Raw genomic sequence first — 25,833 nt, forward strand, 5'->3', positions numbered from 1 at the left:
CGATTAGATAACTTGAAGCCGCCCCGCATCGCCCCCGCTCCGTTCCCCGTTACGCCGCTGCACCGCACGTTTGCCACACGCCTGGTCGCGTGGCAGCGCGAGCATGGCCGCCACGACCTGCCGTGGCAGAACACCCGCGATCCGTACCGGATCTGGCTGTCGGAAATCATGCTGCAGCAGACGCAGGTGTCGACCGTCATCCCGTATTACACGCGCTTTCTCGAACGTTACCCCGATGTTGCCGCGCTCGCGGCCGCGCCGACCGACGACGTGATGGCGTTGTGGGCGGGGCTCGGTTACTACTCGCGCGCGCGCAACCTGCACCGCTGCGCACAGGTCGTCGTCGCCGAGCACGGCGGCGCGTTTCCGGCGACGCCCGACGCGCTGGCCGAACTGCCGGGCATCGGCCGTTCGACGGCCGCGGCGATCGCGTCGTTCGCATACGGCGCACGCGCGACGATCCTCGACGGCAACGTGAAGCGCGTGCTGGCGCGGGTGTTCGGCGTCGAGGGCTTTCCGGGCGAGAAGCGCGTCGAGAACGACATGTGGGCGCTCGCCGAATCGCTGTTGCCCGACGCCGCGAACGCGGCCGACGTGAGCGCCTATACGCAGGGGCTGATGGATCTCGGCGCGACGCTGTGCGTGCGCGGCAAGCCCGATTGTGCGCGCTGCCCGTTCGCGGGCGACTGCGTCGCGCAATCGACGGGCCGCCAGCGCGAACTGCCGGCCGCGCGGCCGAAGAAGGCCGTGCCGACGCGCAAGACCTGGATGCTCGTGCTGCGCGACGGCGACGCCGTGCTGCTCGAGCGGCGGCCGCCGACCGGCATCTGGGGCGGACTGTGGAGCTTGCCGCAAGCGGACGGCGACGCCGCGCTCGCGGAACTCGCGCGCGGTTTCGGCGGCGGCGGCACGGTGCCGCTCGCGCCGCTCACGCACACGTTTACGCATTTCCGGCTCGAGATCGAGCCGCGGCTGAGCGACATGGCCGACGGCGACGGGCTGCCTTCGGGCGCGCGGGATGCGGACACCGCCTGGGTGCCGCTGAGCCGGCTCGACGCGTACGGCGTGCCGGCGCCGGTGCGCAAGCTGCTCGATGCGCTGAGCGGGCCGCTGCTGTAACGAAGGGGAAGGGCGCGCTTTCAACGAAACGTGGGGCGGCCCGACATTTTCCGTGCGGAAGGAAGTCCGCTCGGAGACCGGGCGCGAAGTGGCGGTCCGGGAGCGCTCAGGAGAACGCCGGGCCACCGCAAGCTTTCCGTCCTGAAGGAAGCGGCTTTGGGGGAGATTCCTTCCGAAGTCTCGCGTGAAGCGACTGGGCAGGGGCGCGCTCAGGAAAACGCCGGGCCGTCCCAAGTTTTCTTGACCCCCTCGTGGGGCCTGGCGCGGAGCGACAGGTCCGGGGGCCTTTATAACCAGCCGTGCCGGCCGAGCACGTGGTGCACGGCGTCGATGCGCGCGCCGACGTCCGGAAACTCCATCAGCTTCTGCCGCGCGCGCAGGTCGAGCGGCAGCAGTTCCGCGAGGCGGTTCGACACCCAGCTCGGATCGTCGAGGCGGAACGGTTCACCGAACGGCATTTTCTCCGGTTCGGACTTCTTCAGCGCGTCGATGATGCGCTCGAGCACCTCGGCGCACGAGCCGAACTGCGCGAGCGTTTGCTCGCCTTCGAGCGGGATGTCGTCGGGCAGCGGCTCTGCGATGCCGACCAGCAGCCCGTTGCCTTCGACGCGATACGACAGCAGCTCGAAACGCTGCGTGCCGACCGTCTGCAGGTACAGCATCCCGAATTCGCCGGTATCGCACTCGGTGATGCGCGCCATGCAGCCGATGGTCTCGGGCACCGACACGGCGCCGTCCTGCGCGACTTCGGGCCCGCTCTTCAGCAGGCACACGCCGAATGGTGCGTCGTCGCGCAGGCACGCGCGGGACATGTCGAGATAGCGCGCCTCGAACACCTTGAGCGGGAGCAGGCCCCCCGGAAACAGCACCGTGTGCAGCGGAAACAGCGGCAGGTCGATCAGGGTGGTCGATAGGGAGGACATGGCGCGCGGGCGTTGGGGCATGCGTCGCTAGGGTCGGTCGACCTCGGAGACGAGCCGCGACGACGCGTCGACATCCACTGGCGCGTCACGATGCCGCACGATCACGTTCGCCTCGTGCGCAAGGCGCGTGGCGAGCGTTTCCGCGATGAACACCGAACGATGCTGCCCGCCCGTGCAGCCGATGGCGACGGTCAGGTAGCTGCGGTTGTCATCGCGGAAGTGCGGCAGCCATTTCATCAGGAACGCATGGATGTCGTCGATCATCTGGTGGACGATCGGCAGTGCGTCGAGAAAGGCGATGACCGGCTGGTCGAGCCCGGTGAGCGGGCGCAACTCGTGGTCGTAGTACGGATTCGGCAGCGCGCGCACGTCGAACATCAGGTCGGCGTCGAGCGGCACGCCGCGCTTGAAGCCGAACGATTCGAACATCACCATCAGGTCGTTGTTCTTCTGCTCGATGAAGCGCTTGACCCACGTCCGCAGCGCGTTCGCGCGCAGCGTGCTCGTGTCGATCTGGTGGCCGAATTCGGCGAGCGGTGCGACGAGGTGGCGTTCGCGCTCGATCGCTTCCTCGAGCGACGACAGCAGGCCGACGTTCGCATCGTGCGACAGCGAACCGGACAGCGGATGGCGGCGGCGCGTTTCGGAGAAGCGCTGGATCAGCGCCTGGGTGCTCGCGTTGAGGAACAGCACGCGCACGTCGTGCTCGCGCGACAGCTCGCGGATCAGGCCGGGCATTTCGTCGAGCGACGCACTCGAGCGCGCGTCGATCGCGACCGCGAGCCGGCGCTGGCCGTCCTCGGCGAGGTAGCGGGCAAGTTCGGGAAGCACGTGCGGCGGCAGGTTGTCGACGCAGTAATAGCCTGCGTCTTCGAGCGCGTTCAGCGCGACGGACTTGCCTGAGCCGGAGATGCCAGTGATAAGGACGATGCGCATGGGAAGCAGAGAATCCTGACGTTTCATCATAGCACCGGCTCGACGCGTCGGCGTTGCGCGGCCGGCGCGTGCGGGTTACACCAGTTTGCCGGGGAACTGACTGTCGGGATCTTGCATCGCGAGTCGTTGCCGATCCATGAAATCGCGCAATGTGTCGATTCCGCGCAACTGCAGGATCGTGTTCCGGACGGCCGCCTCGACGAGCACCGCGAGGTTGCGGCCCGCCGCGACCTGGATCGTGACCTTGCTGATCGGCAAGCCGAGCACGTCGACGGTCTGGCTTTCGAGCGGCAGGCGCTGGAATTCGCCGTCGGGGCGCCGCACGAGCTGGACGATCAGCTTCAGCTTCATTTTCCGCCGCACGGCGGTTTCGCCGAAGATGGTCTTGATGTCGAGCAGGCCGAGGCCGCGCACTTCGAGCAGGTTCTGCAGCAGCGGCGGGCAGCGCCCTTCGACGAAATCGGGGCCAAGTCGGACGAAATCGACCGCGTCGTCGGCGACGAGGCCGTGGCCGCGGCTGATCAGTTCGAGGCCGAGCTCGCTCTTGCCGAGGCCCGAATCGCCGGTCAGCAGCACGCCCATTCCGAGGATGTCGATGAACACGCCGTGCAGCGTCGCGCGCGGCGCGAGGATCCGCGACATGTAGAGCCGCAGGCTGTCGATCACCGCGGCGGCCGACATCGGCGTCGTGAACAGCGGGGTGGACGAGCGCGTGCAGCGCAGCACGAGTTCGGGCGGCGCCGCGGCGCCGCCGGCGACGACGAGGAACGGCGGTTCGAGCGCGATCAGCTCGGCCATGTGGCGCGAGCGGTCTTCGTCGGTCTGCCGCTGGTAGTAGTCGATTTCGGCTTCGCCGAGCACCTGGATCCGGTTCGGGTGGATCAGGTTCAAGTGGCCGACGAGGTCGGCGCTCGAGGTGGCATTGCCGACGGTGTCGGCCGAAAAGCCGCGTTCCCAGCCTTCATGCCCCGTCAGCCAGCTCAGCTTCAGCGTGGCCGCGTTGTCGTCGAAGATGCTCTGGGCGTTGATGCTGGACGTATCCATGACTCTCGTCACTCCAATGGGCCGGTGCGTGCGCGCGGCGACGGGCGTCGCCATGCCGGGCCGGCGCCGGGCGGCCCTGAACGGCGGCGTGTGCCGCCGCGTACCGGAAAATATTCCGCCCGGATCAACTCAAGGTTGCCACTGAGTGAGCAGGCGATGCAACTCGGCGATATCCGTTTCGTTGTGCAGACGCTCACGTGCGTCGCGATCGGACAGCAGTTGCGCGATTTCCGACAGGATCTCGAGGTGCTGCTGGGTGGCTTGCTCGGGCACGAGCAGGAAAATCAGGAGGCCGACCGGCTGGCCGTCGGGGGCTTCGAACGGGATCGCATCGGCGAGCCGGACGAACGCGGCGAGCGGGTGCTTGAGACCCTTGATGCGCCCGTGCGGAATCGCGACACCTTCGCCGAGCCCGGTCGAGCCGAGGCGCTCGCGCGCGAACAGGTTGTCCGTGACGGTGCTGCGGGCGATGCCGTTCTGATTCTCGAACATCAGCCCGGCTTGTTCGAACACGCGTTTCTTGCTGGTGACTGAGAGGTCGATGACGACGTTCTCTATGGGCAGGATTTTGGCTAGGCGATTCATGTTGGCAGGCGATTGGGCGGCCTGGGGTCTCCTTGCGGCGGCAGACTGATTACCCATGTCCGGCGATATCAAGGCGTTTGGCATCGGCAACCTGCAACGCAGCTACCGCGTCCAGCGCCCCCCGGCGATAACCGGAACATTATAGAGCACAGCCGCGTGCGTGGCGCAGCGCGGACGGACCGGTTGCACCTCTGCGCGGAGTCGCAAAAAAAACGCCCGGCGAACCGGGCGACGTGTGTGTTGCGGTGAAGGTTACTGCGGCGGCAGTTCAATCTGGTCGATCGACGGTTGAAGCTTGATCGGGTCGTGCGCATGCGTTTGCAGGCGCTCCATGTGCTTGACGACCTGACGGTCCAGCTTGTCGATCAGCAGGTCGATCGCTGCATACAGGTTACCGTTCGCACTTTCGACGAAGATGTCCTTGCCCTTCAGGTGCAGGTTGATTTCCGCGCGCTGCTGCTTGTCCTTTTCCTTGTGGTTGTCGACCGAGAGGATCACAGTGCCATCGATCACCTGATCGCTATGCCGTAGCACCCGGTCCAGCTTGGTGATCACGTATTCGCGAATTGCAGGCGTGACTTCGAGATGATGTCCACTGATCTTCAGGTTCATAGTGCTTCTCCAAGCGAGTGACCACCCGGCCGCATCGAGGCGGCGCTCCGGTCGACTTGCCCGTACCGCGCGAGGCGGTGTATCGCGGACAGGTCGCCCGGCCTGTTCCCCGTATGCGCGGTGGCCGGAACACGCCTGCCGCCGGGCAGGCAGCAGGCTTAAAGAGACTTGCGTAGATTCACTGCCGGGATCTTGAGGGCTTCGCGGTACTTCGCAACCGTGCGGCGCGCGACCACGAATCCTTGTTCCGCCAGCAGCTCGGCAATGCGGCTGTCCGAAAGTGGCGATTTAGGGTCTTCAGCTCCTATCAGTTGCTTGATGAGGGCTCGGATGGCCGTCGACGAAGCGGCGCCACCGGTGTCGGTCGAGACGTGAGATCCGAAGAAGTACTTAAATTCAAGCGTCCCGAACGGGGTCAGCATGTACTTCCCGGTTGTCACACGGCTGACAGTCGACTCGTGTAGGCCCAGCGTATCAGCTATTTCCCGCAAAACCAAGGGGCGCATGGCAATTTCACCGTGCGCAAAGAAGTTCTTTTGACGCTCGACAATCGCCTGCGCGACACGCAGGATCGTGTCGAATCGCTGCTGGATGTTTTTGATCAGCCAGCGTGCTTCCTGCAGCTGTTGCTTGAGCGAACCGGCCGACGGATCGCCGCGGCTGTTGCGCAGGATGTTCGCGTAGAGATTGTTGATCCGCAGGCGCGGCACGACTTCCGGATTGAGCTCCGCGAGCCATCCCTGGCCGGCCTTCTTCACGATGATGTCGGGCACGACGTAGTCGGCCTCGGCCTTCCCGTATGCGGCGCCGGGGAACGGCTCCAGCGAGCGGATCAGCATGTGCGCGTCGCGCAGCGCGTCGTCGCTCGCCTTCAGGTGCTTGCGCAACCGCGTGAAGTCGCGGGCGGCGAGCAGTTCGAGATGCTGCGACACGATCTCGAGCGCGAGCGTGCGCGTCGGGGACGGATCGAGGCGCAGCAACTGCAGCTTCAGGCATTCGGATGCCGAGCGGGCGCCGACCCCGGCCGGATCGAAGCTGTGCAGCAGCGCGAGCGCCGCGTTCAGTTCGTCGCAGTCGATCTCCAGTTCGGGCGGCAGGTCGGCGAGCACTTCGTCGAGCGTCGCGGTCAGGTAGCCGTCGTCGTCGAGCGATTCGATCAGGAACATCACGAGCGCACGATCGCGCGGGCTGGCCTGCGTGACGCGCAACTGCGCGGACAGGTGGTCGCGCAGCGACGTCGCCGCTTCCTGCACCTGCAGCGGCGGGAGGTCGTCGTCGTCGGACGCGCCGCTCGAGCGGCCGAATTCGTCGAGATTCCACTGCGGGCCGTCGTTGCCGTCGCCGGATGCGTAGCTGTCGTATTCATCCGCGCCGGCCGGCTCGTCGCGCTCGGCGCGATCGCTCGACGAACTGCCGCTGTTCATCGAAGCGGGCTCGGTGTTCTGTGCGGGAGGCGTCTGCGCGATCAACGATCCGTCCGCTGCGACACGCAGCGGGCTCGCGATCCATTCGTCGTCGTTCTCGAGCAGCGGATTCTGCGCGACGGCCATCGCGACTTCCTGCTGCAATTCGAGCGTCGACAACTGCAGGAGCCGGATCGACTGCTGTAGCTGGGGCGTCAGCGCCAGATGTTGCGACAGGCGGAGTTGAAGGCTGGCTTTCATGGCAAGGAGGAGGTCATACCGGCAGTTTGCCACGACCCAGGCGCGTTGAGCCATCCGCGATTACGCGCGGCGCGCCGCCCGGCCGCGGGCATGGCCGCGAAGCGGGGCGCGGCCCCGCGCGGCGACGCCGGGCGGGGTGCAGCCAGCCACGAGGGGGAGTTACATCCGGAAGTGTTCGCCGAGGTACACGCGGCGCACGCTTTCGTTTTCGATGATTTCGCTCGGCGCACCGGCGGCGAGCACCGAGCCGTCGCTGATGATGTAGGCGTGATCGCAGATGCCGAGCGTTTCGCGGACGTTGTGATCGGTAATCAGCACGCCGATGTTGCGCTGCTTCAGGAACTTGACGATCTTCTGGATCTCGAGCACCGCGATCGGGTCGACGCCGGCGAACGGTTCGTCGAGCAGGATGAAGTTCGGGTTGGTGGCCAGCGCGCGCGCGATTTCGACCCGGCGCCGCTCGCCGCCCGACAGCGACAGCGCGGGGTTCTCGCGCAGGTGGCCGATCTGCAGCTCGTCGAGCAGCGCTTCGGCGCGCGACGAGATCGCGTCCTTCGACAGCCGCTTGCCGTCTTCGCCGTGCTGCAGCTCGAGCACCGCGCGGATGTTTTCCTCGACGGTCAGCTTGCGGAACACGGACGCTTCCTGCGGCAGGTACGACAGGCCGAGCGAGGCGCGCTTGTGGATCGGCAGCAGGCTGATCGAGCTGCCGTTCAGCGAGATCTCGCCCGCGTCGAGCGGCACGAGGCCGACGATCATGTAGAACGACGTGGTCTTGCCGGCGCCGTTCGGGCCGAGCAGGCCGACGACTTCGCCGCTCTTCACGTCGAGCGATACGTCCTTGACGACCGTGCGCGAGCCGTAGCGCTTCTTCAGGTTGCGGACGACGAGCGAGCTCGTGGTGCCGGCCGGCTGGCGGTTCGGTAACGCGTTCATTGGCCCGGCGCCCCCTGGATCGTGGTCGACGGCGACAGCTTTGCCGGCGCGCCGTTCAGCGGCGCGGGGCCGCCGTTCTTCGGCGACAGCATCGCGCGCACGCGGCCGTTCGGGTTGCCCGGCGCGGCGACGTCCTTGCCGCCCTTCGCGGTGTAGAAGTCGCGCTGGCCGTCGTACGTGATCACGCTGCCGTGCACGGTATCGGCGACGGTCGTCGTGCCCTGCAGGCGGCGCACGGTCGCGGCGGTGGTCAGCGTGGTCAGGTCCTGCTTGCCGTCGTAGTCGATGCGCTCGGCGTCGCCGTCGATGTACTCGTCGATGCCTTCGCGCTTCTGGCGGAAGGTTGCGTGCTTCTTGCCGCTGCCGAACGAGGTCGCGTACTGATAGCCTTCCGGGTCCTGGCGCACTTCGACGCGATCGCCCTTGATGATGATCGTGCCCTTCGTGATCACGACGTTGCCGGTCGCGACCGTGACCTGCTTCAGGTCGTCATAGGTCAGGTTGTCGGCCTCGACGTTGATCGGCTTGTTCTGGTCGGCCTTCTCGGCATGGGCGAGCGGCGCCAGCCCGACCAGCGGGAGCGCCACGAGCGTCGCGGCAAGCGCGGCGCGGACGGCGCGCGCAGCGCCGCCGGAAATCAGTCGAGGGAACGGTTCGTTCATGCAGTCACGTGAGGGATGCGTCACTTGGGTTGACCTTTCGAGCCGCCGGACGTGTCCTGCGCGGCGATCGTGCCGCGCACGTTGCCGTAAAGCTCGATGACCCGGGTGACGTTGTTGTACTTCATGCCGTCGGTCGCGTTGACGAGCGACAGGCCGCGCTGAAGTTTAACCGGCTTTTCGGTCTGGATCACATCGTCATTGACGAAGATCCGGAAATGCTGGGAATCGGCCTGCATCTGCGGATCGCCGCCGCCGGCCGCGCGCAGGATGCGTGCGTCGTCGTACAAGTCGACGATCGACACGTCGCCGTTGACGGTGCCGCGCTTCGAGGTGGTCGTCACGACCGGCTTGCCGGGCTGGAACGCGCGCATGGCCGGATCGGCCAGGTCGCTGCTTTCCGTGTCTTCGTAATGGATCAGCTTCGCGGCCGTCAGCCGGTACTGGGTCGCGCCGGACTGGTCGAGCTCGGTGACCGAGAAGTTGTCGGCGAAATAGTCGGGCGTGTGGCGCTTCGGCTGCACGGTGCCCTCGCCGGGCGGCGGCAGCGTGGCCTGCAGCAGCCACCAGGTGATGCCCGCGAGCGCGGCGACCGCGACGAGCGGCAGCAACTGGGTCCAGCGGAAATGCGTGTTCATCCGTCAGGCTCCGCAGGCGGCCGCGAGCAGCGCGTCGTAGCGGCGCTGCGCGCGCAGGATCGCGTCGCAGACTTCGCGGACGGCGCCGTGGCCGCCGCGGGCCTCGGCCACCCAGTGCGCGCGGGCGATCACCTCGGGGTGCGCATTCGCGGGGGCCGTCGCGAAGCCGCAGCGCAGCATCACGGGCAGGTCGGGCCAGTCGTCGCCCATGTAGCCGCACTGGTCGGCGGTGAGGCCGAGCGACGCGATCAGGTCGGCGAACACGGTGAGCTTGTTCTCGACGCCCTGGAACAGGTGCGCGATCTTCATTTCCTTCGCGCGCGCCGCGACGATTTCCGAGCGGCGGCCCGTGATGATCGCGGTTGCGATGCCGGCTTCGCCGAGCAGCTTCACGCCGTGGCCGTCGAGCGAATTGAACGACTTCATCGTGTCGCCGGCCGCCGTAAACAGCAGGCCGCCGTCGGTCAGCACGCCGTCGACGTCGAAAATCATCAGCTCCACGCGGCTCGCGCGTTCGGCCGCAGTCAGCGCTGCGCTCATCAGATCACCTTCTTCGAAAACAGGTCGTGCATGTTCAGCGCGCCGATCAGCACGCCGTCGGCATCGACCACCAGCATCTGGTTGATCCGGTGGCGCTCCATCAGTTCCACGGCCTCGACCGCCAGGTGATCCGGTGCAACCGTGCGCGGGTCGCGCGTCATCACGTCGGTGATCGGCAGCGTGCGGAAGTCGCCGTCGCGCGCGAGCACGCGGCGCAGGTCGCCGTCCGTGAAGATGCCGGCGACCTTGCCGTCGGCATCGACCACGGCGGTCATGCCGAGGCGCTTCGCGGTGATCTGGAACAGGGCGTCCGACAGCGTCGCGTCGAGCCCGACGAACGGGACGTCGTCGCCCGAGCGCATCACGTCGCGCACGTAGGTGAGCAGGCGCCGGCCGAGTGCGCCGCCCGGGTGCGAGCGCGCGAAATCTTCCGACCCGAAGCCGCGCGCGTCGAGCACGGCAACGGCGAGCGCGTCGCCGAGCGCGAGCGCGGCAGTCGTGCTCGCGGTGGGCGCGAGATTCATCGGGCAGGCCTCTTTCGAGACCGCGGCGTTCAGGTTCACGTCGGCGAGCGTGCCGAGGCTCGACCCCGCGCGGCCCGTGATCGCGATCAGCTTCGCGCCGATCCGCTTCACGAGCGGCAGGATCGCGACGAGTTCTTCGGATTCGCCGGAATAGGAGATGCCGATGAAGACGTCGTCGGAGGTGACCATCCCGAGGTCGCCGTGGCTGGCCTCGGCAGGGTGGACGAAGAAGGCCGGCGTGCCGGTGCTGGCCAGCGTGGCCGCGATCTTGCGGGCGATATGCCCCGATTTGCCGATACCGGACACCACCACGCGGCCGCGGCAGCCGAGCAGCAGCGCGACGGCCTGGACGAAGCCGCCGTCGAGCTGGTCGCGCAGCGCGCGCACGGCGTCCGCCTCGATGTCGAGCACGTCGCGGGCGAGCGCGAGCGCCCGATCATCATTGATTTTCGCTATCATGCGCGGAGTATAGCAAAGGCGTTTGTTCGCCGCGCCGGGCCTTCGGACTCGTCCGAGGTCGCCCGACCACCGCCACCACCCGCGCCCGCATTGCCGTGGCCCCGACGAACGAGGACGCTTCGCCTGTGATTTCCCCGCTCGAAATGACCCTGCTGCTGCTGCTGGCCTCAGTGGTGGGCGTCGTCGTATTCCGCTCGTTGAACCTGCCGCCGATGCTCGGCTACCTGACCGTCGGCATCCTGGTCGGCCCGCATGCGTTCGGCATCGCGGCGGATCTGGAACGGGCCGAGCATCTCGCGGAATTCGGCGTGGTGTTCCTGATGTTTTCGATCGGCCTCGAGTTCTCGCTGGCGAAGCTGAGGGCGATGCAGCGGCTCGTGTTCGGGCTCGGGTTGCTGCAGGTCGTCGCGACCCTCGTGCTCGCGCTCGTGCTCGGCATGCTGTTCGAACACTGGGTACACATCACGTGGCAGGGCAGTATCGCGCTCGGCGGCGCGCTTGCAATGTCGTCGACGGCGATCGTATCGAAGATGCTCGCCGAGCGGCTCGAGATCGAGACCGAGCACGGCCGCAACATCTTCGGCGTGCTGCTGTTCCAGGATCTCGCGGTGGTGCCGCTGCTGATCGTGATCGCCGCGTTCGGCGCCGAATCGTCGAAGGACCTCGCGATCACGCTCGGTTTCGCGGCCGTCAAGATCGTGATCGCGCTCACGCTGCTGCTGGTCATCGGCCAGCGCTTCATGACGCGCTGGCTCAACGTCGTCGCGCGGCGCCGCTCGCAGGAACTGTTCGTGCTGAACCTGCTGCTCGTCACGCTCGGCGCCGCGTTCATCACCGACCGCTTCGGCCTGTCGCTCGCGCTCGGCGCGTTCATCGCGGGGATGCTGATCTCCGAGACGCCGTTCCGCCATCAGGTGGAGGAGGACATCAAGCCGTTCCGCGACGTGCTGCTCGGCCTGTTCTTCGTGACGACCGGGATGCTGCTCGATCCGCGCGTGATCTGGGAGCACCCGTTCCTCGTGCTCGGTTTCTTCGTCGGGCAGATCCTGTTCAAGGGGACGATGATCGCCGGGCTCGCGCGGCTGTTCGGCGCGACGCCGGGTGTCGCGATGCGCACCGGCATCGGGCTCGCGCAGGCCGGCGAATTCGGCTTCGTGCTGCTGAACCTGATCCTCGACCGCCATCTCGTCGATTCGACGCTGCTGCAGGCGATCCTCGCGTCGATGCTGCTGTCGATGCTCGCCGCGCCGTTCCTGATCCAGAACGCCGACCGGATCGTGATGCGGCTGTCGTCGACCGAATGGATGCAGCAGTCGCTGCAGATGACGCGCATTGCGACGCAAAGCCTCAAGCAGCGCGGCCACGTGATCATTTGCGGCTACGGCCGCGCGGGCCAGAACCTGGCGCGCATGCTCGAACAGGAAGGCATTTCGTACGTCGCGCTCGACCTCGACCCAGATCGCGTGAGCGCGGCCGCGGCGGCCGGCGAATCGGTCGTGTTCGGCGACGCGGCGCGCCGCGAGTCGCTGCTCGCGGCCGGTATCCACCGCGCGGCGGCGGTGGCGATCACCTATGCGAACACGCCGTCCGCGCTGCGCGTGCTGCATCACGTGCACGAACTCGAGCCGACGCTGCCCGCGATCGTGCGTACCGTCGACGATGCCGATCTCGAGAAGCTGCTCGCGGCGGGCGCGACCGAGGTGATTCCGGAGATCGTCGAGGGCAGCCTGATGCTCGCGTCGCACACGCTGGTGCTGGTCGGCGTGCCGATGCGCAAGGTCGTGCGGCGCGTCGAGGAAATGCGCGACGAACGCTACAGCCTGCTGCGCGGCTATTTCCGCGGCGCGGACGATGCGGACGACGACGACCACGAGCAGGTGCGGCTACAATCGGTGCCGGTCGATGCGCGCGCGGACGCGGTCGGGCGTTCGCTGGAAGAACTGGGGCTGTATGCGCTCGGGTTGGAAGTCACGGCGATTCGCCGGCACGGCATCCGCGGCGTCGAACCCGATCCGCAGACCAAGCTGCGCGCGAGCGACATCGTCGTGCTGCGCGGGCTGCCCGAGGCGCTCGCGCTCGCGGAGGAGCGGCTGTCGCGCCATCGGCGCGATCCGCCGGCCGCAGCCGCCTGAGCCCGTGCTCGGATTGATAATCTGACCCGTATTTACTCGAAACGGTGCCCGATCTTCGCGCACCGTTTTTTTCGGAGAGTTTCATGCCGCATTCGTCGTCGGGCGCACCGCTCGATCCGGTCGCCTTCATCCACAGCCAGATCCGCACGGTGCCGGACTGGCCGCAGCCGGGCGTGATGTTCCGCGACATTACGACGCTGCTGCAGAGCCCGAAGGCGCTGCGCATCCTCGTCGACCTGTTCGTCGAACGCTATGTCGATGCGAAGCTCGACTATGTCGCGGGCCTCGACGCACGCGGCTTCATCATCGCGCCGATCGTCGCGTACGAACTGAGCGTCGGCTTCGTGCCGATCCGCAAGGTCGGCAAGCTGCCGTACAAGACGCGCTCGGAATCGTACGACCTCGAATACGGCAGCGCGACGGTCGAGATCCATGAAGATGCGTGCCGCCCCGGCGACCGCGTGATCATCATGGACGACCTGATCGCGACCGGCGGCACGATGATGGCGGGGCGCAACCTGCTGCAGCGGCTCGGCGCGGAAGTGGTCGAAGGCGCGGCGATCATCGACCTGCCCGATCTCGGCGGCTCGGCGCTGCTGCGCAACGCGGGACTGCCGGTTTATACCGTCACCGAATTCGCCGGCCACTGAACGCCGGCTGGCCTGAATCCACCTGAGTTCACGTTAGCAGCGAGGTCACGATGCCCAACTTCATGCTGTTTCTCGCCACGTCGATCGCGATCACGTTCGCGCCGGGTCCCGACAACCTGCAGGTGCTCGCACGCGGCATCTCGCAGGGCCGCGCGGCCGGCTTCGTCGCCGCGCTCGGCTTCACCGCCGGGATCCTGTTCCACACGACGCTCGCGGCGCTCGGCGTCGCGGCCGTGCTGCGTTCGTCGCCGGTCGCGTTCGAGATCCTGAAGCTCGCGGGCGCCGCGTATCTCGTGTGGATCGGCATCAAGGCGCTGCGCAGCCAGGGCCTCGCGAATGCGCACGCGCGCCCGCCGCAGCCGCTCGGCACGATCTTCCGGCAGAGCGTGATCGGCAACCTGATGAACCCGAAGGTCACGCTGTTCTTCGTGGTGTTCCTGCCGCAGTTCGTCGATCCGCATGGCGGGCAGAGCGTGACGCTGCAGATGTTCGAACTCGGCGCGCTGTTCATGCTGCAGACGGCCGCGATCTTTTCGCTGTTCGGCGTCGGCGCGGGCATGATCGGCGCGTGGCTGAAGCGCCGCCCGAAGGCCGGCGTGTGGCTCGACCGGATCGCCGGCGCGACGTTCATCGCGATCGGCATCCGCGTGGCACTGAAGGACTGATAGACGATGACGTTTCCGTGCATTGCGGCCGCGCGCCGCTTCGATCCGGCCGCGCACCTGCGTTTCGAGATTGCCGGGCAGGCGGTCGGCTGGGTGCGCCGCCAGGACGTCGCGATGCTTGCCCGCTGGCCCGACGTGTTCGAGCTGACCGATGCGCGTGTCGTGCTGTCGGCGCGCTACGACTCGGTCGATGCACGCAGCATGGCGCTGGCGAGCGCGATCGGCGCGCTCGCGGCCGAAGGCGCGATTCCCGGCTGGCGCGACGAGATCTACGCGATCCGCAACCGCTTCGACGATCCGCCGCTCGCGTACATCGAGCGCGCCGCGTCGCGCTTCTTCGGCACGCAGACTTATGCGGTGCATCTGAACGGCATCGTAGAATATGCGGTTGCGCCGGGCGAGCCGTCCGCCGCGGCCGTCCCGCAGATGTGGCTCGGCCGCCGCAGCGAGACCAAGGCGACCGACCCCGGCATGCTCGACAACGTCGTTGCCGGCGGGATCGGCTGGGGCCTGGGCGTTCACGAGACGCTCGCGAAGGAATGCTGGGAAGAAGCCGGCATTCCGGCCGAACTGGCCGCGCGCGCGATCGCGGGCCGCGCGGTGCAGGTACTGTGCTCGCTGCCGGAAGGCACGCAGTCCGAACTGATCTTCGTGTACGACCTGCCGTTGCCGCGCGACTTCGCGCCGCGCAACCAGGACGGCGAAGTGGCCGAGCACCTGCTGGCCGGTGTGCCCGAGGTGATTGGCTGGCTGCGCGCCGGCCGCGCGACGATGGACGCGAGCCTCGCGACGCTCGACACGCTGCTGCGCCATCGCTGGATCCCGGCGGCCGACGCGGCGGGCATCGACGCACTGTTCGCACCGGCCGCGTGACGCGTGCCGCGCACGCAGCCTGGCGGCGCGAACGGGCAATTTGACGAATCCGGAAACGAAGGGAGTAGCGGTCATGCCGACCGATCACAGCTTTATCTTGAAACTGTCGTGCCCCGACCGGCACGGCATCGTCCATGCGGTCTCGGGCTTCCTGTTCGAGCGCAGCAACAACATCCTCGATTCGGCGCAGTTCGGCGACAGCCGCACCAGCGAATTCTTCATGCGCGTGCACTTCGAGCAGGACGGCGGCGGCGCGGATGCCGCGACGGCGCTCGACACGCTCCGCAATGAATTCGCGCCGCTCGCCGAGCAGTTCTCGATGCGCTGGGAAATGCACGACGCGGCCGTGAAGCCGCGCGTCGTGATCATGGTGTCGAAGATCGGCCACTGCCTGAACGACCTGCTGTTCCGCTATCGCACCGGCCAGCTGCCGATCGAGATCCCGGCGATCGTGTCGAACCACAAGGAGTTCTACCAGCTCGCCGCGAGCTACAACATTCCGTTCCATCACTTCCCGCTGATCGGCGGCTCGTCCGATGCCGCGAAGGCCGCACAGGAAGCGCGCGTGCTGGAAGTGATCGACGAGCATCAGGCCGATCTGGTCGTGCTCGCGCGTTACATGCAGATCCTGTCGCCGAACATGTGCCAGCAGCTCGCCGGGCGCGCGATCAACATCCACCATTCGTTCCTGCCGAGCTTCAAGGGCGCGAAGCCTTACTACCAGGCGTTCGACCGCGGCGTGAAGCTGATCGGCGCGACCGCGCACTACGTGACGACCGATCTCGACGAAGGCCCGATCATCGAGCAGGAAGTCGAGCGCGTCGACCACAGCATGACGCCCGACCAGCTGACCGCGATCGGCCGCGACGTCGAATGCGTGACGCTTGCGCGCGCGGTGAAGTGGCACGTCGAGCACCGGGTCGTGCTGAACGGGACGAAGACGGTCGTGTTCCGCTGATTCGCTGGGCGCCGGCCGGCGGATTGTCGGCCCCCGGATGGCCGGCCGCCGTTGGCCGGCCCCCGGATCGCCGGCCGCAACAAACAAAAACGCCGCGCCCTTCACGGGGCGCGGCGTTTTTTTATCGCGTCTGACGCGCGGGCTGTTTCAGATCAGCCGCAGCAGGTACAGCTCGCGCTTCAGGTACGCATAGAAGATCGGCGCGGCGATCACGCCCGGCAGCCCGAACGCGGCTTCCATGATCAGCATCGCGAGCAGCAGCTCCCACGCGCGCGACTCGATCTGGCCGCCGATGATCTTCGCGTTCAGGAAGTATTCGAGCTTGTGGATGATCACGAGGAACGCCAGCGACGCGATCGCGGTGCCCATGCTGACCGACAGCGACACGGCGACGATCAGCGTGTTCGAGATCAGGTTGCCGATCACGGGCAGCAGGCCGACGATGAACGTGACGAGCACGAGCGTTTTCGACAGCGGCAGCCGCTGGTGGAAGATCGGTAGCGCGACGAGCAGGTAGATGCCCGTGAACACCGCGTTGATCGCCGAGATCTTGATCTGCGCGAACACGATCCGGCGGAATGCGTCGGCGAAGCGCGACACGCGCGTGACGAGTGCAGTGGACAGCGGCCGGCGAACCTTGCCGTGCTCGACGCCGATCGCGATCATCGCGCCGATGATCATGCCGAACAGCACGTGGCCGAAGCCGCGCGCGACGCTCTTGCCGCTTTGCTGGAGCTGGTCCATGTGCGAGTGCATCAGCACGGCCGCCTTGGTCTTCATCTGCTCGACATCGACGGGCAGCAGGTTCGCGATCCAGGCCGGGGTGCGGGCGCGGGTCTGCTCGACGATCTGCATCAGCTGGTCGAGCAGGCTTTGCAGGTTCGGTACCGTGCGCTCGAAGTGCTCGATGATGCCGATCGTCAGGCCCGTCAGCCCGCCGACGATCACGATCGCCAGCAGCACGACGGCGACCCAGCGCGCGCGCATGCTCGTGGTGTGACGCTCGATGACGGGTGCGATCGTGTGGATCAGCTGGTACACGAGCAGGCCGGCCAGCAGCCCGCCGAGCAGCTTGAGCTCGATCACGAGCCACATGGCGACGATCGCGAACGCATAGCTGCCGATCTCGAGTGCCGACAGCTTCGGCAGGCTGAAATCGCTCGTCAGCCGCACGCTGCGCAGGTGCGGTTCGCGATTCTGCGCATCGCGAGACGAGTCGGGTTGCTTCTCCATCGTGGATTCCTGTCGTTCGTGTGTCATGCCGCGGAATGCGCGGCAGAGCCGTGTTCGCCCGGCGCCGCACCGGATTGGTGCGTACGGCGAACCTTACGACCGTAAAGTATAGCCGCCATTATGGTCCGCAACGGGGCCGTTTGGCGCATGGTGTAAACGCAGAAGGGAAAACGAGAAGGGGCCGGATTCGCGGTGCGGAAGGGCGCGCGCGGCCGGGCGGCCGCGCGCGGGAGGGGAGGCAGGCGGGCGCGTCAGCCTGCCGCGACCTTGCGGGTCGTGCGCTTGAGCAGCGGCGCGAGGTACTTGCCGGTAAAGCTCGCCTTCGTCTTCGCGACCTGCTCGGGCGTGCCCTGAGCGATGATCTGGCCGCCGCCGGCACCGCCTTCGGGGCCGAGGTCGATCACCCAGTCGGCCGTCTTGATCACGTCGAGGTTGTGCTCGATGATCACGACCGTGTTGCCCTGGTCGCGCAGCCGGTGGATCACCTCGAGCAGCAGCGCGATGTCGTGGAAGTGCAGGCCGGTGGTCGGCTCGTCGAGGATGTACAGCGTGCGGCCGGTGTCGCGCTTGGAGAGTTCGAGCGACAGCTTCACGCGCTGCGCCTCGCCGCCCGACAGCGTCGTGGCCGACTGGCCGAGGCGGATGTAGCCGAGGCCGACGTCGAGCAGCGTTTTCAGCTTGCGGGCGATGACCGGCACCGCGCTGAAGAACGCGTACGCTTGCTCGACGGTCATGTCGAGCACTTCGCTGATGTTCTTGCCCTTGTACTGCACTTCGAGCGTTTCGCGGTTGTAGCGCTTGCCGTGGCACACGTCGCACGGCACGTAGACATCCGGCAGGAAGTGCATTTCCACCTTCAGCACGCCGTCGCCCTGGCACGATTCGCAGCGGCCGCCCTTCACGTTGAACGAGAAGCGGCCCGGATCGTAGCCGCGCTCCTTCGAGGTCGGCACGCCCGAGAACAGCTCGCGGATCGGCGTGAACAGGCCCGTGTAAGTGGCCGGGTTCGAACGCGGCGTGCGGCCGATCGGCGACTGGTCGACGTTGATCACCTTGTCGAAATGCTCGAGGCCCTCGATCGCCTCGTGCGCCGCCGGCTCGGCCGACGACCCGTACAGGTGGCGTGCGACCGCGTGATACAGCGTGTCGTTGATCAGCGTCGACTTGCCGGAGCCCGACACGCCGGTGATGCAGGTGAGCAGGCCGACCGGCAGCTCGAGATCGACGTGCTTCAGGTTGTTGCCGTGCGCGTCGACGATACGCAGCATCCGCTCGGGATCGGGCGCCATCCGCTCGTCCGGATACTCGATCGTGCGCTTGCCGACCAGGTACTGGCCGGTGAGCGACTGCGGGTTCGACTGCACCTGCTTCGGCGTGCCTTCGGCGACCACCACGCCGCCGTGCTCGCCGGCGCCCGGGCCCATGTCGACGACGTAGTCGGCCGTGCGGATCATGTCCTCGTCGTGCTCGACGACGATCACCGAGTTGCCGAGGTCGCGCAGGTGCTTGAGAGTCGAGATCAGGCGGTCGTTGTCGCGCTGGTGCAGGCCGATCGACGGCTCGTCGAGCACGTACATCACGCCCGTGAGGCCCGAGCCGATCTGCGACGCGAGCCGGATGCGCTGCGCCTCGCCGCCCGACAGGGTTTCGGCGCTGCGCTCGAGCGACAGGTAGTCGAGGCCGACGTTGTTCAGGAAGGTGAGGCGCGCGACGATTTCCTTGATCACCTTGTCGGCGATCTCGCCCTTCGCGCCTTCGAGCGTCAGGCCGTCGAAATAGCCGAGCGCGTCGCGCAGCGGCCAGCCGCTGATTTCATAGATGCCGCGCGCGTAGTCGCCGGTGCCGACCCGCACGTGGCGCGCTTCGCGGCGCAGGCGCGTGCCGTCGCACGACGGGCACGGCTGGTTGTTCTGGTACTTCGAGAGTTCTTCCCGCACCGCGACCGAATCGGTCTCGCGGTAGCGGCGCTCGAGGTTCGGGATGATCCCTTCGAACACGTGCTCGCGGATCGTCGTGCGGCCGCGCTCGTTGATGTACGAGAACGGGATCGTCTGCTTGCCCGAGCCGTACAGCAGCACCTTCCGGATTTTTTCCGGGAGATCCTCGAACGCGGCGTCGATGTCGAATTCATAGAATGCCGCAAGACTCTGCAGCATCTGGAAGTAGAACTGGTTGCGGCGGTCCCAGCCTTTCACGGCGCCGGCGGCGAGCGACAGCGACGGGTGCGCGACGACCCGCTTCGGGTCGAAGAACGTGATCTGGCCGAGGCCGTCGCATTCCGGGCACGCGCCCATCGGGTTGTTGAACGAGAACAGGCGCGGCTCGAGCTCCTGCAGCGAGTACGAGCAGATCGGGCACGCGAACTTCGAGCTGAACAGGTGCTCGCGGTCGGTATCCATCTCGAGCGCGATCGCGCGGCCGTCGGCGAGGCGCAGCGCCGTCTCGAACGACTCGGCGAGGCGCTGCTTCATGTCCGGGCGCACCTTGAGACGATCGACGACGACGTCGATCGTGTGCTTGTCGTTCTTCTTGAGCTTCGGCAGCGACTCGACCTCGTAGATCTTCGCGACGCCTTCGTTCGCGGTGCCGCCGCCGGAGCACACGCGAAAGCGCACGAAACCCTGCGCCTGCATGTCCTCGAACAGCTCGGCGTGCTCGCCCTTGCGGTTCGCGACGACGGGCGCGAGGATCATCAGCTTGGTTTCCTCGGGCAGCGCGAGCGCCGCGTCGACCATCTGCGACACGCTCTGGGCTTCCAGCGGGATGTCGTGGTCGGGGCAGTACGGCGTGCCGACACGTGCGAACAAAAGTCGCAGGTAGTCGTGGATTTCCGTGACCGTGCCGACGGTCGAACGCGGGTTGTGGGACGTCGCCTTCTGCTCGATCGAGATCGCCGGCGACAGGCCTTCGATCAGGTCGACGTCGGGTTTCTCCATCAGCTGCAGGAACTGGCGGGCATACGCCGACAGGCTTTCGACGTAGCGGCGCTGGCCTTCGGCATAAAGGGTGTCGAACGCGAGCGACGACTTGCCCGACCCGGACAACCCGGTAATCACGACCAGCTTGTGGCGCGGCAGGTCGAGATTGACGTTTTTCAGGTTGTGGGTACGTGCCCCACGGATACGGATCTGTTCCATGAACCTGGCGAAAATGGAGGGAACCAAACCTGCTACTATAACGGCTTTTCGAGGCCGTCGTTTGGGGCCCCCAGCCTTAGCAGCAGGTGGCAGCAAGGTGGCACCTGCGCCGGGAAAGCGGCCGCGCCGCGCGGTTCCGGGTGGCCTGCGGGCTGCCTGAATCCTGCCCCGACGTGTCGCCCGCCAAGCCTCCCGGGCCGCTGGTCCTGATCTTCCGCCGCCCGATGTCGGGCGGACATTCCGATCATTCGAAATTCATTCCCGATGTCCAATCCGTCTGCCACGTCTTCCCGCATGACCGCGCCCGAATTGCGCGCGACCACGTCGCTCGCGGCGATCTTCGCGCTGCGCATGCTCGGCCTGTTCATGATCATGCCGGTGTTCTCGGTCTACGCGAAAACCATCCCGGGCGGCGACAACGTGCTGCTCGTCGGCATCGCGCTCGGGGCCTACGGCGTCACACAGTCGCTGTTCTATATCTTTTACGGCTGGGCGTCCGACAAGTTCGGCCGCAAGCCGGTGATCGCCACGGGCCTCGTGATCTTCGCGATCGGCAGCTTCGTCGCCGCGTCCGCGCACGACATCACGTGGATCATCGTCGGCCGGGTGATCCAGGGGATGGGCGCGGTGTCGTCCGCGGTGCTCGCGTTCATCGCCGACCTGACCTCCGAGCAAAACCGCACGAAGGCGATGGCGATGGTCGGCGGGTCGATCGGCGTATCGTTCGCGGTCGCGATCGTCGGTGCGCCGATCGTGTTCCACTGGGTCGGGATGAGCGGGCTGTTCGCGATCGTCGGCGTGCTGTCGATCCTCGCGATCGGCGTCGTGCTGTGGATCGTGCCCGACGCGGCGAAGCCCGTGCACGTGCCCGCGCCGTTCGCCGAGGTGCTGCACAACGTCGAGCTGCTGCGCCTGAACTTCGGCGTGCTGGTGCTGCATGCAACGCAGACGGCGCTGTTCCTCGTCGTGCCGCGCCTGCTCGTCGACGGCGGCCTGCCGGTCGCCTCGCACTGGAAGGTCTACCTGCCGGTGATGGGGCTCGCGTTCGTGATGATGGTCCCGGCGATCATCGTTGCGGAAAAACGGGGCAAGATGAAACCGGTGCTGCTCGGCGGCATCCTGGCTATCCTGATCGGCCAATTGTTGTTGGGCAGCGCGCCGCATACCATCCTGATTGTGGCGGCAGTTCTTTTCGTCTACTTCCTCGGCTTCAACATTCTGGAAGCGTCGCAGCCGTCGCTCGTATCGAAGCTCGCGCCCGGTTCGCGCAAGGGCGCGGCCACGGGGGTTTACAACACCACGCAGTCGATCGGGCTCGCACTCGGCGGCATCGTGGGCGGCTGGCTGCTGAAGCACGGGGGCGCCAATACGGTGTTCTACACGTGCTCGGGGCTCGTTGCCGCGTGGCTTATAATCGCGGCCAGCATGAAAGCGCCGCCGCGCAAGGCCTGAACTCAATTTTGGCAGGTACCGGCGGCGTTCGCCGGCTTGCCCGGCGGGCCGCCCCGACAGCATGAGCGGGCGGCCCGGCATCGAATTTACTGGAGAAACACATGGCATCCGTCAACAAGGTCATCCTCGTCGGCAATCTCGGCGCCGATCCTGAAGTCCGTTACCTGCCGAGCGGCGACGCGGTTGCGAACATCCGTCTCGCGACGACCGACCGCTACAAGGACAAGGCAAGCGGCGATTTCAAGGAAATGACCGAGTGGCATCGCGTCGCGTTCTTCGGCCGTCTGGCGGAAATCGTCAGCGAGTACCTGAAGAAGGGTTCGTCGGTCTATATCGAAGGCCGCATCCGCACGCGCAAGTGGCAGGGTCAGGACGGCCAGGATCGTTACTCGACCGAAATCGTCGCAGACCAGATGCAGATGCTCGGCGGCCGCGGTGCGGGCGGCGGTGGCGGTGGCGGTGACGAAGGCGGTTACGGCGGCGGCTACGGTGGTGGCGGCGGCGGTGGCCGTGGCGAGCAGATGGAGCGTGGCGGTGGCGGCGGTGGTCGTGCCGGCGGCGCAGCGCGTGGCGGTGCAGGCGGCGGCGCGCAAAGCCGTCCGAGCGCACCGGCAGGCGGCGGCTTCGACGAGATGGACGACGATATCCCGTTCTGATCGGCAAGTCGGCATCCAGCATCACGATGGGCCCGAATGTCCGAGTCAAGCCAGCTGCTTGGCCCGGGTCTTCGGGCCTTGTTTCGTTTACGTCGATGTTCCTTGCGCGCCAGGCAAAACGTGGCTGACGAACTTCCTGACCTCATCGCTCCGCATCTCGACGTGCTCTTCTGCGGGATCAACCCCGGCCTGACCGCGGCCGCGACCGGGCATCACTTCGCGGGGAGAAGCAACCGTTTCTGGCGCGTGATCCATCTCGCGGGCTTCACGCCGGCTGAAATCTCGCCGAAGGACGATCACGCGATTCTTCAATATGGCTGCGGCCTGACGGCGGTGGTGAAGCGGCCGACCGCGAGTGCCGATCAGCTTTCGCGCGCGGAATTCATCGCCGCGGCTGCCGAGTTCGAGCACAAGGTGGCGCGTTATGCGCCGCGCTTCGTCGCTTTTCTCGGCAAGGCGGCGTACTCGGCGCTATCCCGTCAGCGAGAAGTCGAGTGGGGGCTGCAACCGGCCCGCATGCAGGGGGCGAGCGTCTGGGTGCTGCCCAATCCCAGCGGGAGAAACCTCGCGTTCGGCCTCGACGACCTGGTCGACGCATACCGTCAGCTTCGTCTGCAGGTGACGGCCGTTTCCGGTCATCAACCGGAGGGGCGGGATGCGGCGCAGTGAAACAGCGCCTCGGTGGCCGGGCGCCGTGCTGCCGCGCGCGTTCTTCGACCGCGTGGCTACCGACGTCGCGCCGCAGCTGCTGAACAAGATCCTCGCGGCCGCAGACGGCCGGGCCGGGCGGATCGTCGAAGTGGAGGCCTATGCCGGCGCGATCGACCCGGCCGCGCATACCTATCGCGGCAAGACGCCGCGCAATGCGACGATGTTCGGGCCGCCGGGGCACCTGTACGTCTATTTCACCTATGGCATGCACTGGTGCTGCAACTGCGTGTGCGGCCCGGATGGCACGGGAACGGGCGTGCTGATTCGTGCTCTCGAGCCGCTGCTGGGGCTCGAACACATGCGTGCGGCGCGGCCGCCGCAGACGCGCGATCGCGACCTGTGCCGGGGGCCGGCGCGACTGACCCAGGCGATGGGGATCGGCGGCGCGCAGGATGGGGTCGACCTGATCGGCGCGCACGAAGGGTTCGCGATCGTCGACGACGGCATCGCGCCGCCCGCCGATCTGGCGGGCGGGCCGCGCATCGGCATTCGCGTCGGCACGGATCTGCCGTGGCGGTGGAGCGTGCCGGGCAACCGGTACGTGTCGGGGCCGGTGACGCGCCGCTGATACAGCCCCGTGCGCAGATGCACACAATTCGACCTGCGTCACGCGACCGCCACAATTGACCGGCTAAGCTGCTCCTTTCGACGTTTCGATCGAGGAGACACAATGCGGCGGGTCGTATTCAACCAGAAGGGCGGCGTGGGCAAATCGACGATCGTCTGCAACCTGGCGGCGATCAGCGCGAGCGAAGGGCTGCGCACGCTCGTCATCGACCTCGATGCGCAGGCGAACTCGACGCGCTACCTGCTCGGCGACGCCGCGGCTGACGCGCAGCCGGGCGTCGCCGATTTCTTCGAAACCGCGCTGACCTTCAACTTCCGTCCGGTCGACGTCGCGTCGTTCATCCATCCGACCCCGTTCGAAGGGCTCAACGTGATGCCCGCGCACCCGGATCTCGACACGCTGCACGGCAAGCTCGAATCGCGCTACAAGATCTACAAGCTGCGCGACGCGCTGAACGAGCTCGACACCTACGACGCCGTGTACATCGACACGCCGCCCGCGCTGAACTTCTATACGCGCTCCGCGTTGATCGCGGTCGAGCGCTGCCTGATCCCGTTCGACTGCGACGATTTCTCGCGCCGCGCGCTGTACACGCTGCTCGAGAACGTGAAGGAAATCCAGCAGGACCACAACGCGGCGCTCGAGGTGGAAGGGATCGTGATCAACCAGTTCCAGCCGCGGGCGGCCCTGCCGCAGCGGCTGGTCGACGAACTCGTCGACGAAGGGCTGCCGGTGCTTGCGTCGAAGCTGTCGGCGTCGGTGAAGATCCGCGAGTCGCATCAGCAGTCGAAGCCGGTGATCCATCTGGAACCCGGGCACAAGCTTGCGCAGGAGTTCCTCGCGCTGCATCGCGAACTGGCCGGCTGATTTCGCGCCTGCCTGACGGAGACACGGCTGCATCACGCGGCCGTTTTTCATTACGACCCGCAATTTATCCGATCATTGATTCCGTCATTAATAATCACGAAAACGATTTCATAATAAATCCAGAAAAAACGATTACATAAGTGACCGCTCCATTTTCAATACGTCCCGGTTTTCTAATAAATGGAATAATGGATTGGTAAATGTTGTGCGAGGTCATGATCCGCTATCCTGTAAAAAGGTAAAAATACATTGCGGGACAGAGTGATGCGCAACCTCGTCTGCGATGTCGGCGCATCACGGGTTCCAGCGATCGTCTTGGGTTGAAATAAGGGTTTACACCTAGCATTAATGCCATTTAATTGACAATTAATCGATCTAGAATGAGCTCCTTCAACTTCCCGTACTCAAATAAGTGACGGGTTGTCAATAAGGAAGTCTGCTGTCGATCCGGCTTCCAATTTTCTTTACGTCGTCTCTCGCATTGCTAACAGGAGCGTGCCCGATGTCCGTATTTGCCCCCGAAAAACTCAACGCCGAATATCAGTCCGGTATCGCCGCGTGGTTTGCGATCGCCCGTCCGGCGATCCAAGGTTTCGAGGCTGTCGTCGAACTCAACCTGCAAGCGGCCCGGACGGCGCTCGAGGAATACGAGGACAAGCTGAAGAACGCGTTCAACAGCAGCAATCCGGCCGCGGGTTTCGCCCAGCAGGTCGCAGCTCCTCAGGAAGCGGCCGGCAAGGCCGTGTCGTATGGCCGCCATCTGTTCGACATCGCGGTGTCGACGCAGTCCGAATGGGCAAAGGTCGCGCAAGCGCAATACGAACAGAACGACAAGCGCCTGAAGGACGTGCTGGGCGAGCTGTCGAAGCATGCACCGGCCGGCTCGGCGCCGGTGGTGGCCGCGCTGAACTCGGCGCTGTCCGCGGCAACCGCCGCGGCCGACTCCGTGCGCGCAGCGACGGGCCAGGCGATCGAAGCCGCCCAGAGCGGTTTCGATGCGGTCAGCGAAACGGCAACGCGCGGCGCGAAGCAAACGGCTGCCGCCGCACGCAAGGACGCAGCGGCCGCACGCGAATCGGCTGCGTAATCGCGTAGCCACGCAAGCACGTGTCGCGCACCGGCGCGACACGATTGATCGGCGCCGGATGGCGCCGGACGCCGCGTGTGCCGCGTGGCGTTCGGCGAACGTCCGGTTTGCCGCAAGGCGCTGGTGACCCGGCGAGCCGTAACGGTGTGCCGCCCGTGCGAACGGGTGCCGCGCGTCGTATGGCGACGTGCGACCGCTCTCGCGC

The 25,833-nt window shown here is 66.5% G+C and carries 25 protein-coding genes; 12 read left to right on the forward strand and 13 right to left on the reverse strand.

Annotation, left to right across the window (positions count from 1 at the left end; translation table 11 throughout):
- The first annotated feature begins 12 nt into the window (after positions 1–12).
- Complete coding sequence (mutY, locus tag LGN19_RS18665; protein WP_226216512.1) at positions 13–1,119, forward strand: A/G-specific adenine glycosylase; 1,107 nt, start codon at positions 13–15, stop codon at positions 1,117–1,119.
- Positions 1,120–1,406: 287 nt separating this feature from the next.
- Here mutY and LGN19_RS18670 read toward each other — a convergent pair whose 3' ends face one another.
- The 11 genes from LGN19_RS18670 to kdsD form a co-directional block, all read right to left on the reverse strand.
- Positions 1,407–2,042 carry an LON peptidase substrate-binding domain-containing protein gene (locus tag LGN19_RS18670; protein WP_122946299.1) on the reverse strand — a complete coding sequence of 212 codons (636 nt, stop codon included), beginning with the start codon at positions 2,040–2,042 and terminating at the stop codon, positions 1,407–1,409.
- A 27-nt stretch (positions 2,043–2,069) separates the two neighbouring features.
- On the reverse strand, positions 2,070–2,978 hold the full coding sequence (gene rapZ, locus LGN19_RS18675; protein WP_043187318.1) for an RNase adapter RapZ: 909 nt from the start codon (positions 2,976–2,978) through the stop codon (positions 2,070–2,072).
- Between the two features lie 75 nt (positions 2,979–3,053).
- Positions 3,054–4,022, reverse strand: a complete 969-nt coding sequence (gene hprK / locus LGN19_RS18680) for an HPr(Ser) kinase/phosphatase (RefSeq protein ID WP_011353227.1) — start codon at positions 4,020–4,022, stop codon at positions 3,054–3,056.
- A 129-nt stretch (positions 4,023–4,151) separates the two neighbouring features.
- Positions 4,152–4,691, reverse strand: a complete 540-nt coding sequence (locus LGN19_RS18685; protein WP_122946770.1) for a PTS sugar transporter subunit IIA — start codon at positions 4,689–4,691, stop codon at positions 4,152–4,154.
- A gap of 168 nt (positions 4,692–4,859) precedes the next feature.
- On the reverse strand, positions 4,860–5,219 hold the full coding sequence (hpf, locus tag LGN19_RS18690) for a ribosome hibernation-promoting factor, HPF/YfiA family (protein WP_006477786.1): 360 nt from the start codon (positions 5,217–5,219) through the stop codon (positions 4,860–4,862).
- A gap of 158 nt (positions 5,220–5,377) precedes the next feature.
- The gene (locus LGN19_RS18695) at positions 5,378–6,883 is read right to left on the reverse strand and encodes an RNA polymerase factor sigma-54 (RefSeq protein WP_226216514.1); all 1,506 of its coding nucleotides are present in this window, start codon (positions 6,881–6,883) and stop codon (positions 5,378–5,380) included.
- Positions 6,884–7,042: 159 nt separating this feature from the next.
- Complete coding sequence (gene lptB, locus LGN19_RS18700) at positions 7,043–7,819, reverse strand: LPS export ABC transporter ATP-binding protein (protein ID WP_011353224.1); 777 nt, start codon at positions 7,817–7,819, stop codon at positions 7,043–7,045.
- On the reverse strand, positions 7,816–8,481 hold the full coding sequence (lptA, locus tag LGN19_RS18705) for a lipopolysaccharide transport periplasmic protein LptA (protein WP_175221624.1): 666 nt from the start codon (positions 8,479–8,481) through the stop codon (positions 7,816–7,818). The genes lptB and lptA overlap by 4 nt, the downstream gene beginning before the upstream one ends.
- 20 nt (positions 8,482–8,501) lie before the next feature.
- On the reverse strand, positions 8,502–9,116 hold the full coding sequence (gene lptC, locus LGN19_RS18710) for an LPS export ABC transporter periplasmic protein LptC (RefSeq protein WP_174955661.1): 615 nt from the start codon (positions 9,114–9,116) through the stop codon (positions 8,502–8,504).
- A 3-nt stretch (positions 9,117–9,119) separates the two neighbouring features.
- Positions 9,120–9,656 carry a KdsC family phosphatase gene (locus LGN19_RS18715; RefSeq protein WP_226216516.1) on the reverse strand — a complete coding sequence of 179 codons (537 nt, stop codon included), beginning with the start codon at positions 9,654–9,656 and terminating at the stop codon, positions 9,120–9,122.
- Positions 9,656–10,639: an arabinose 5-phosphate isomerase KdsD gene (kdsD, locus tag LGN19_RS18720; protein WP_122946295.1), complete on the reverse strand. Its 984-nt coding sequence runs from the start codon at positions 10,637–10,639 to the stop codon at positions 9,656–9,658. The genes LGN19_RS18715 and kdsD overlap by 1 nt, the downstream gene beginning before the upstream one ends.
- A gap of 125 nt (positions 10,640–10,764) precedes the next feature.
- On the opposite strand from kdsD, the gene LGN19_RS18725 reads away from it, so the two are divergent.
- The 5 genes from LGN19_RS18725 (at position 10,765) to purU (ending at position 15,917) form a co-directional block, all read left to right on the forward strand.
- On the forward strand, positions 10,765–12,771 hold the full coding sequence (locus LGN19_RS18725; protein ID WP_122946294.1) for a monovalent cation:proton antiporter family protein: 2,007 nt from the start codon (positions 10,765–10,767) through the stop codon (positions 12,769–12,771).
- A gap of 83 nt (positions 12,772–12,854) precedes the next feature.
- Positions 12,855–13,421 carry an adenine phosphoribosyltransferase gene (locus tag LGN19_RS18730; protein ID WP_011353218.1) on the forward strand — a complete coding sequence of 189 codons (567 nt, stop codon included), beginning with the start codon at positions 12,855–12,857 and terminating at the stop codon, positions 13,419–13,421.
- Between the two features lie 50 nt (positions 13,422–13,471).
- Entirely contained in the window at positions 13,472–14,086 is a 615-nt protein-coding gene (locus tag LGN19_RS18735; RefSeq protein ID WP_175221625.1) for a LysE family translocator, read from the forward strand.
- Between the two features lie 6 nt (positions 14,087–14,092).
- Entirely contained in the window at positions 14,093–14,959 is an 867-nt protein-coding gene (locus LGN19_RS18740) for an NUDIX hydrolase (RefSeq protein WP_174955659.1), read from the forward strand.
- Positions 14,960–15,032: 73 nt separating this feature from the next.
- Positions 15,033–15,917: a formyltetrahydrofolate deformylase gene (gene purU, locus LGN19_RS18745; RefSeq protein ID WP_122946291.1), complete on the forward strand. Its 885-nt coding sequence runs from the start codon at positions 15,033–15,035 to the stop codon at positions 15,915–15,917.
- A gap of 147 nt (positions 15,918–16,064) precedes the next feature.
- Here the strand turns inward: purU and LGN19_RS18750 are convergent, their stop codons facing one another.
- Both LGN19_RS18750 and uvrA read right to left on the reverse strand, forming a co-directional pair.
- Positions 16,065–17,150, reverse strand: a complete 1,086-nt coding sequence (locus LGN19_RS18750) for an AI-2E family transporter (RefSeq protein ID WP_164462627.1) — start codon at positions 17,148–17,150, stop codon at positions 16,065–16,067.
- Positions 17,151–17,401: 251 nt separating this feature from the next.
- Complete coding sequence (uvrA, locus tag LGN19_RS18755; protein WP_226216518.1) at positions 17,402–20,287, reverse strand: excinuclease ABC subunit UvrA; 2,886 nt, start codon at positions 20,285–20,287, stop codon at positions 17,402–17,404.
- A gap of 264 nt (positions 20,288–20,551) precedes the next feature.
- Here uvrA and LGN19_RS18760 point away from each other — a divergent pair, with 264 nt between their 5' ends.
- From LGN19_RS18760 to phaP, 6 genes are all read left to right on the forward strand, one after another.
- Positions 20,552–21,739, forward strand: a complete 1,188-nt coding sequence (locus LGN19_RS18760; protein WP_043187349.1) for an MFS transporter — start codon at positions 20,552–20,554, stop codon at positions 21,737–21,739.
- A gap of 101 nt (positions 21,740–21,840) precedes the next feature.
- Entirely contained in the window at positions 21,841–22,395 is a 555-nt protein-coding gene (locus LGN19_RS18765) for a single-stranded DNA-binding protein (protein WP_011353211.1), read from the forward strand.
- Positions 22,396–22,515: 120 nt separating this feature from the next.
- The gene (gene mug / locus LGN19_RS18770) at positions 22,516–23,064 is read left to right on the forward strand and encodes a G/U mismatch-specific DNA glycosylase (RefSeq protein ID WP_226216738.1); all 549 of its coding nucleotides are present in this window, start codon (positions 22,516–22,518) and stop codon (positions 23,062–23,064) included.
- A complete protein-coding gene (locus tag LGN19_RS18775) occupies positions 23,051–23,674 on the forward strand; it encodes a DNA-3-methyladenine glycosylase (protein ID WP_226216519.1) in 624 nt (207 codons plus the stop codon). Before mug ends, LGN19_RS18775 begins: the two co-directional genes overlap by 14 nt.
- Positions 23,675–23,776: 102 nt before the next feature.
- Positions 23,777–24,541, forward strand: a complete 765-nt coding sequence (locus LGN19_RS18780) for a ParA family protein (protein WP_226216521.1) — start codon at positions 23,777–23,779, stop codon at positions 24,539–24,541.
- Between the two features lie 502 nt (positions 24,542–25,043).
- Positions 25,044–25,628: a TIGR01841 family phasin gene (gene phaP, locus LGN19_RS18785; RefSeq protein ID WP_122946279.1), complete on the forward strand. Its 585-nt coding sequence runs from the start codon at positions 25,044–25,046 to the stop codon at positions 25,626–25,628.
- The last annotated feature ends 205 nt before the right edge of the window (positions 25,629–25,833 follow it).

It is taken from the genome of Burkholderia sp. AU30198 (assembly GCF_020419825.1).
Classification (GTDB): domain Bacteria; phylum Pseudomonadota; class Gammaproteobacteria; order Burkholderiales; family Burkholderiaceae; genus Burkholderia.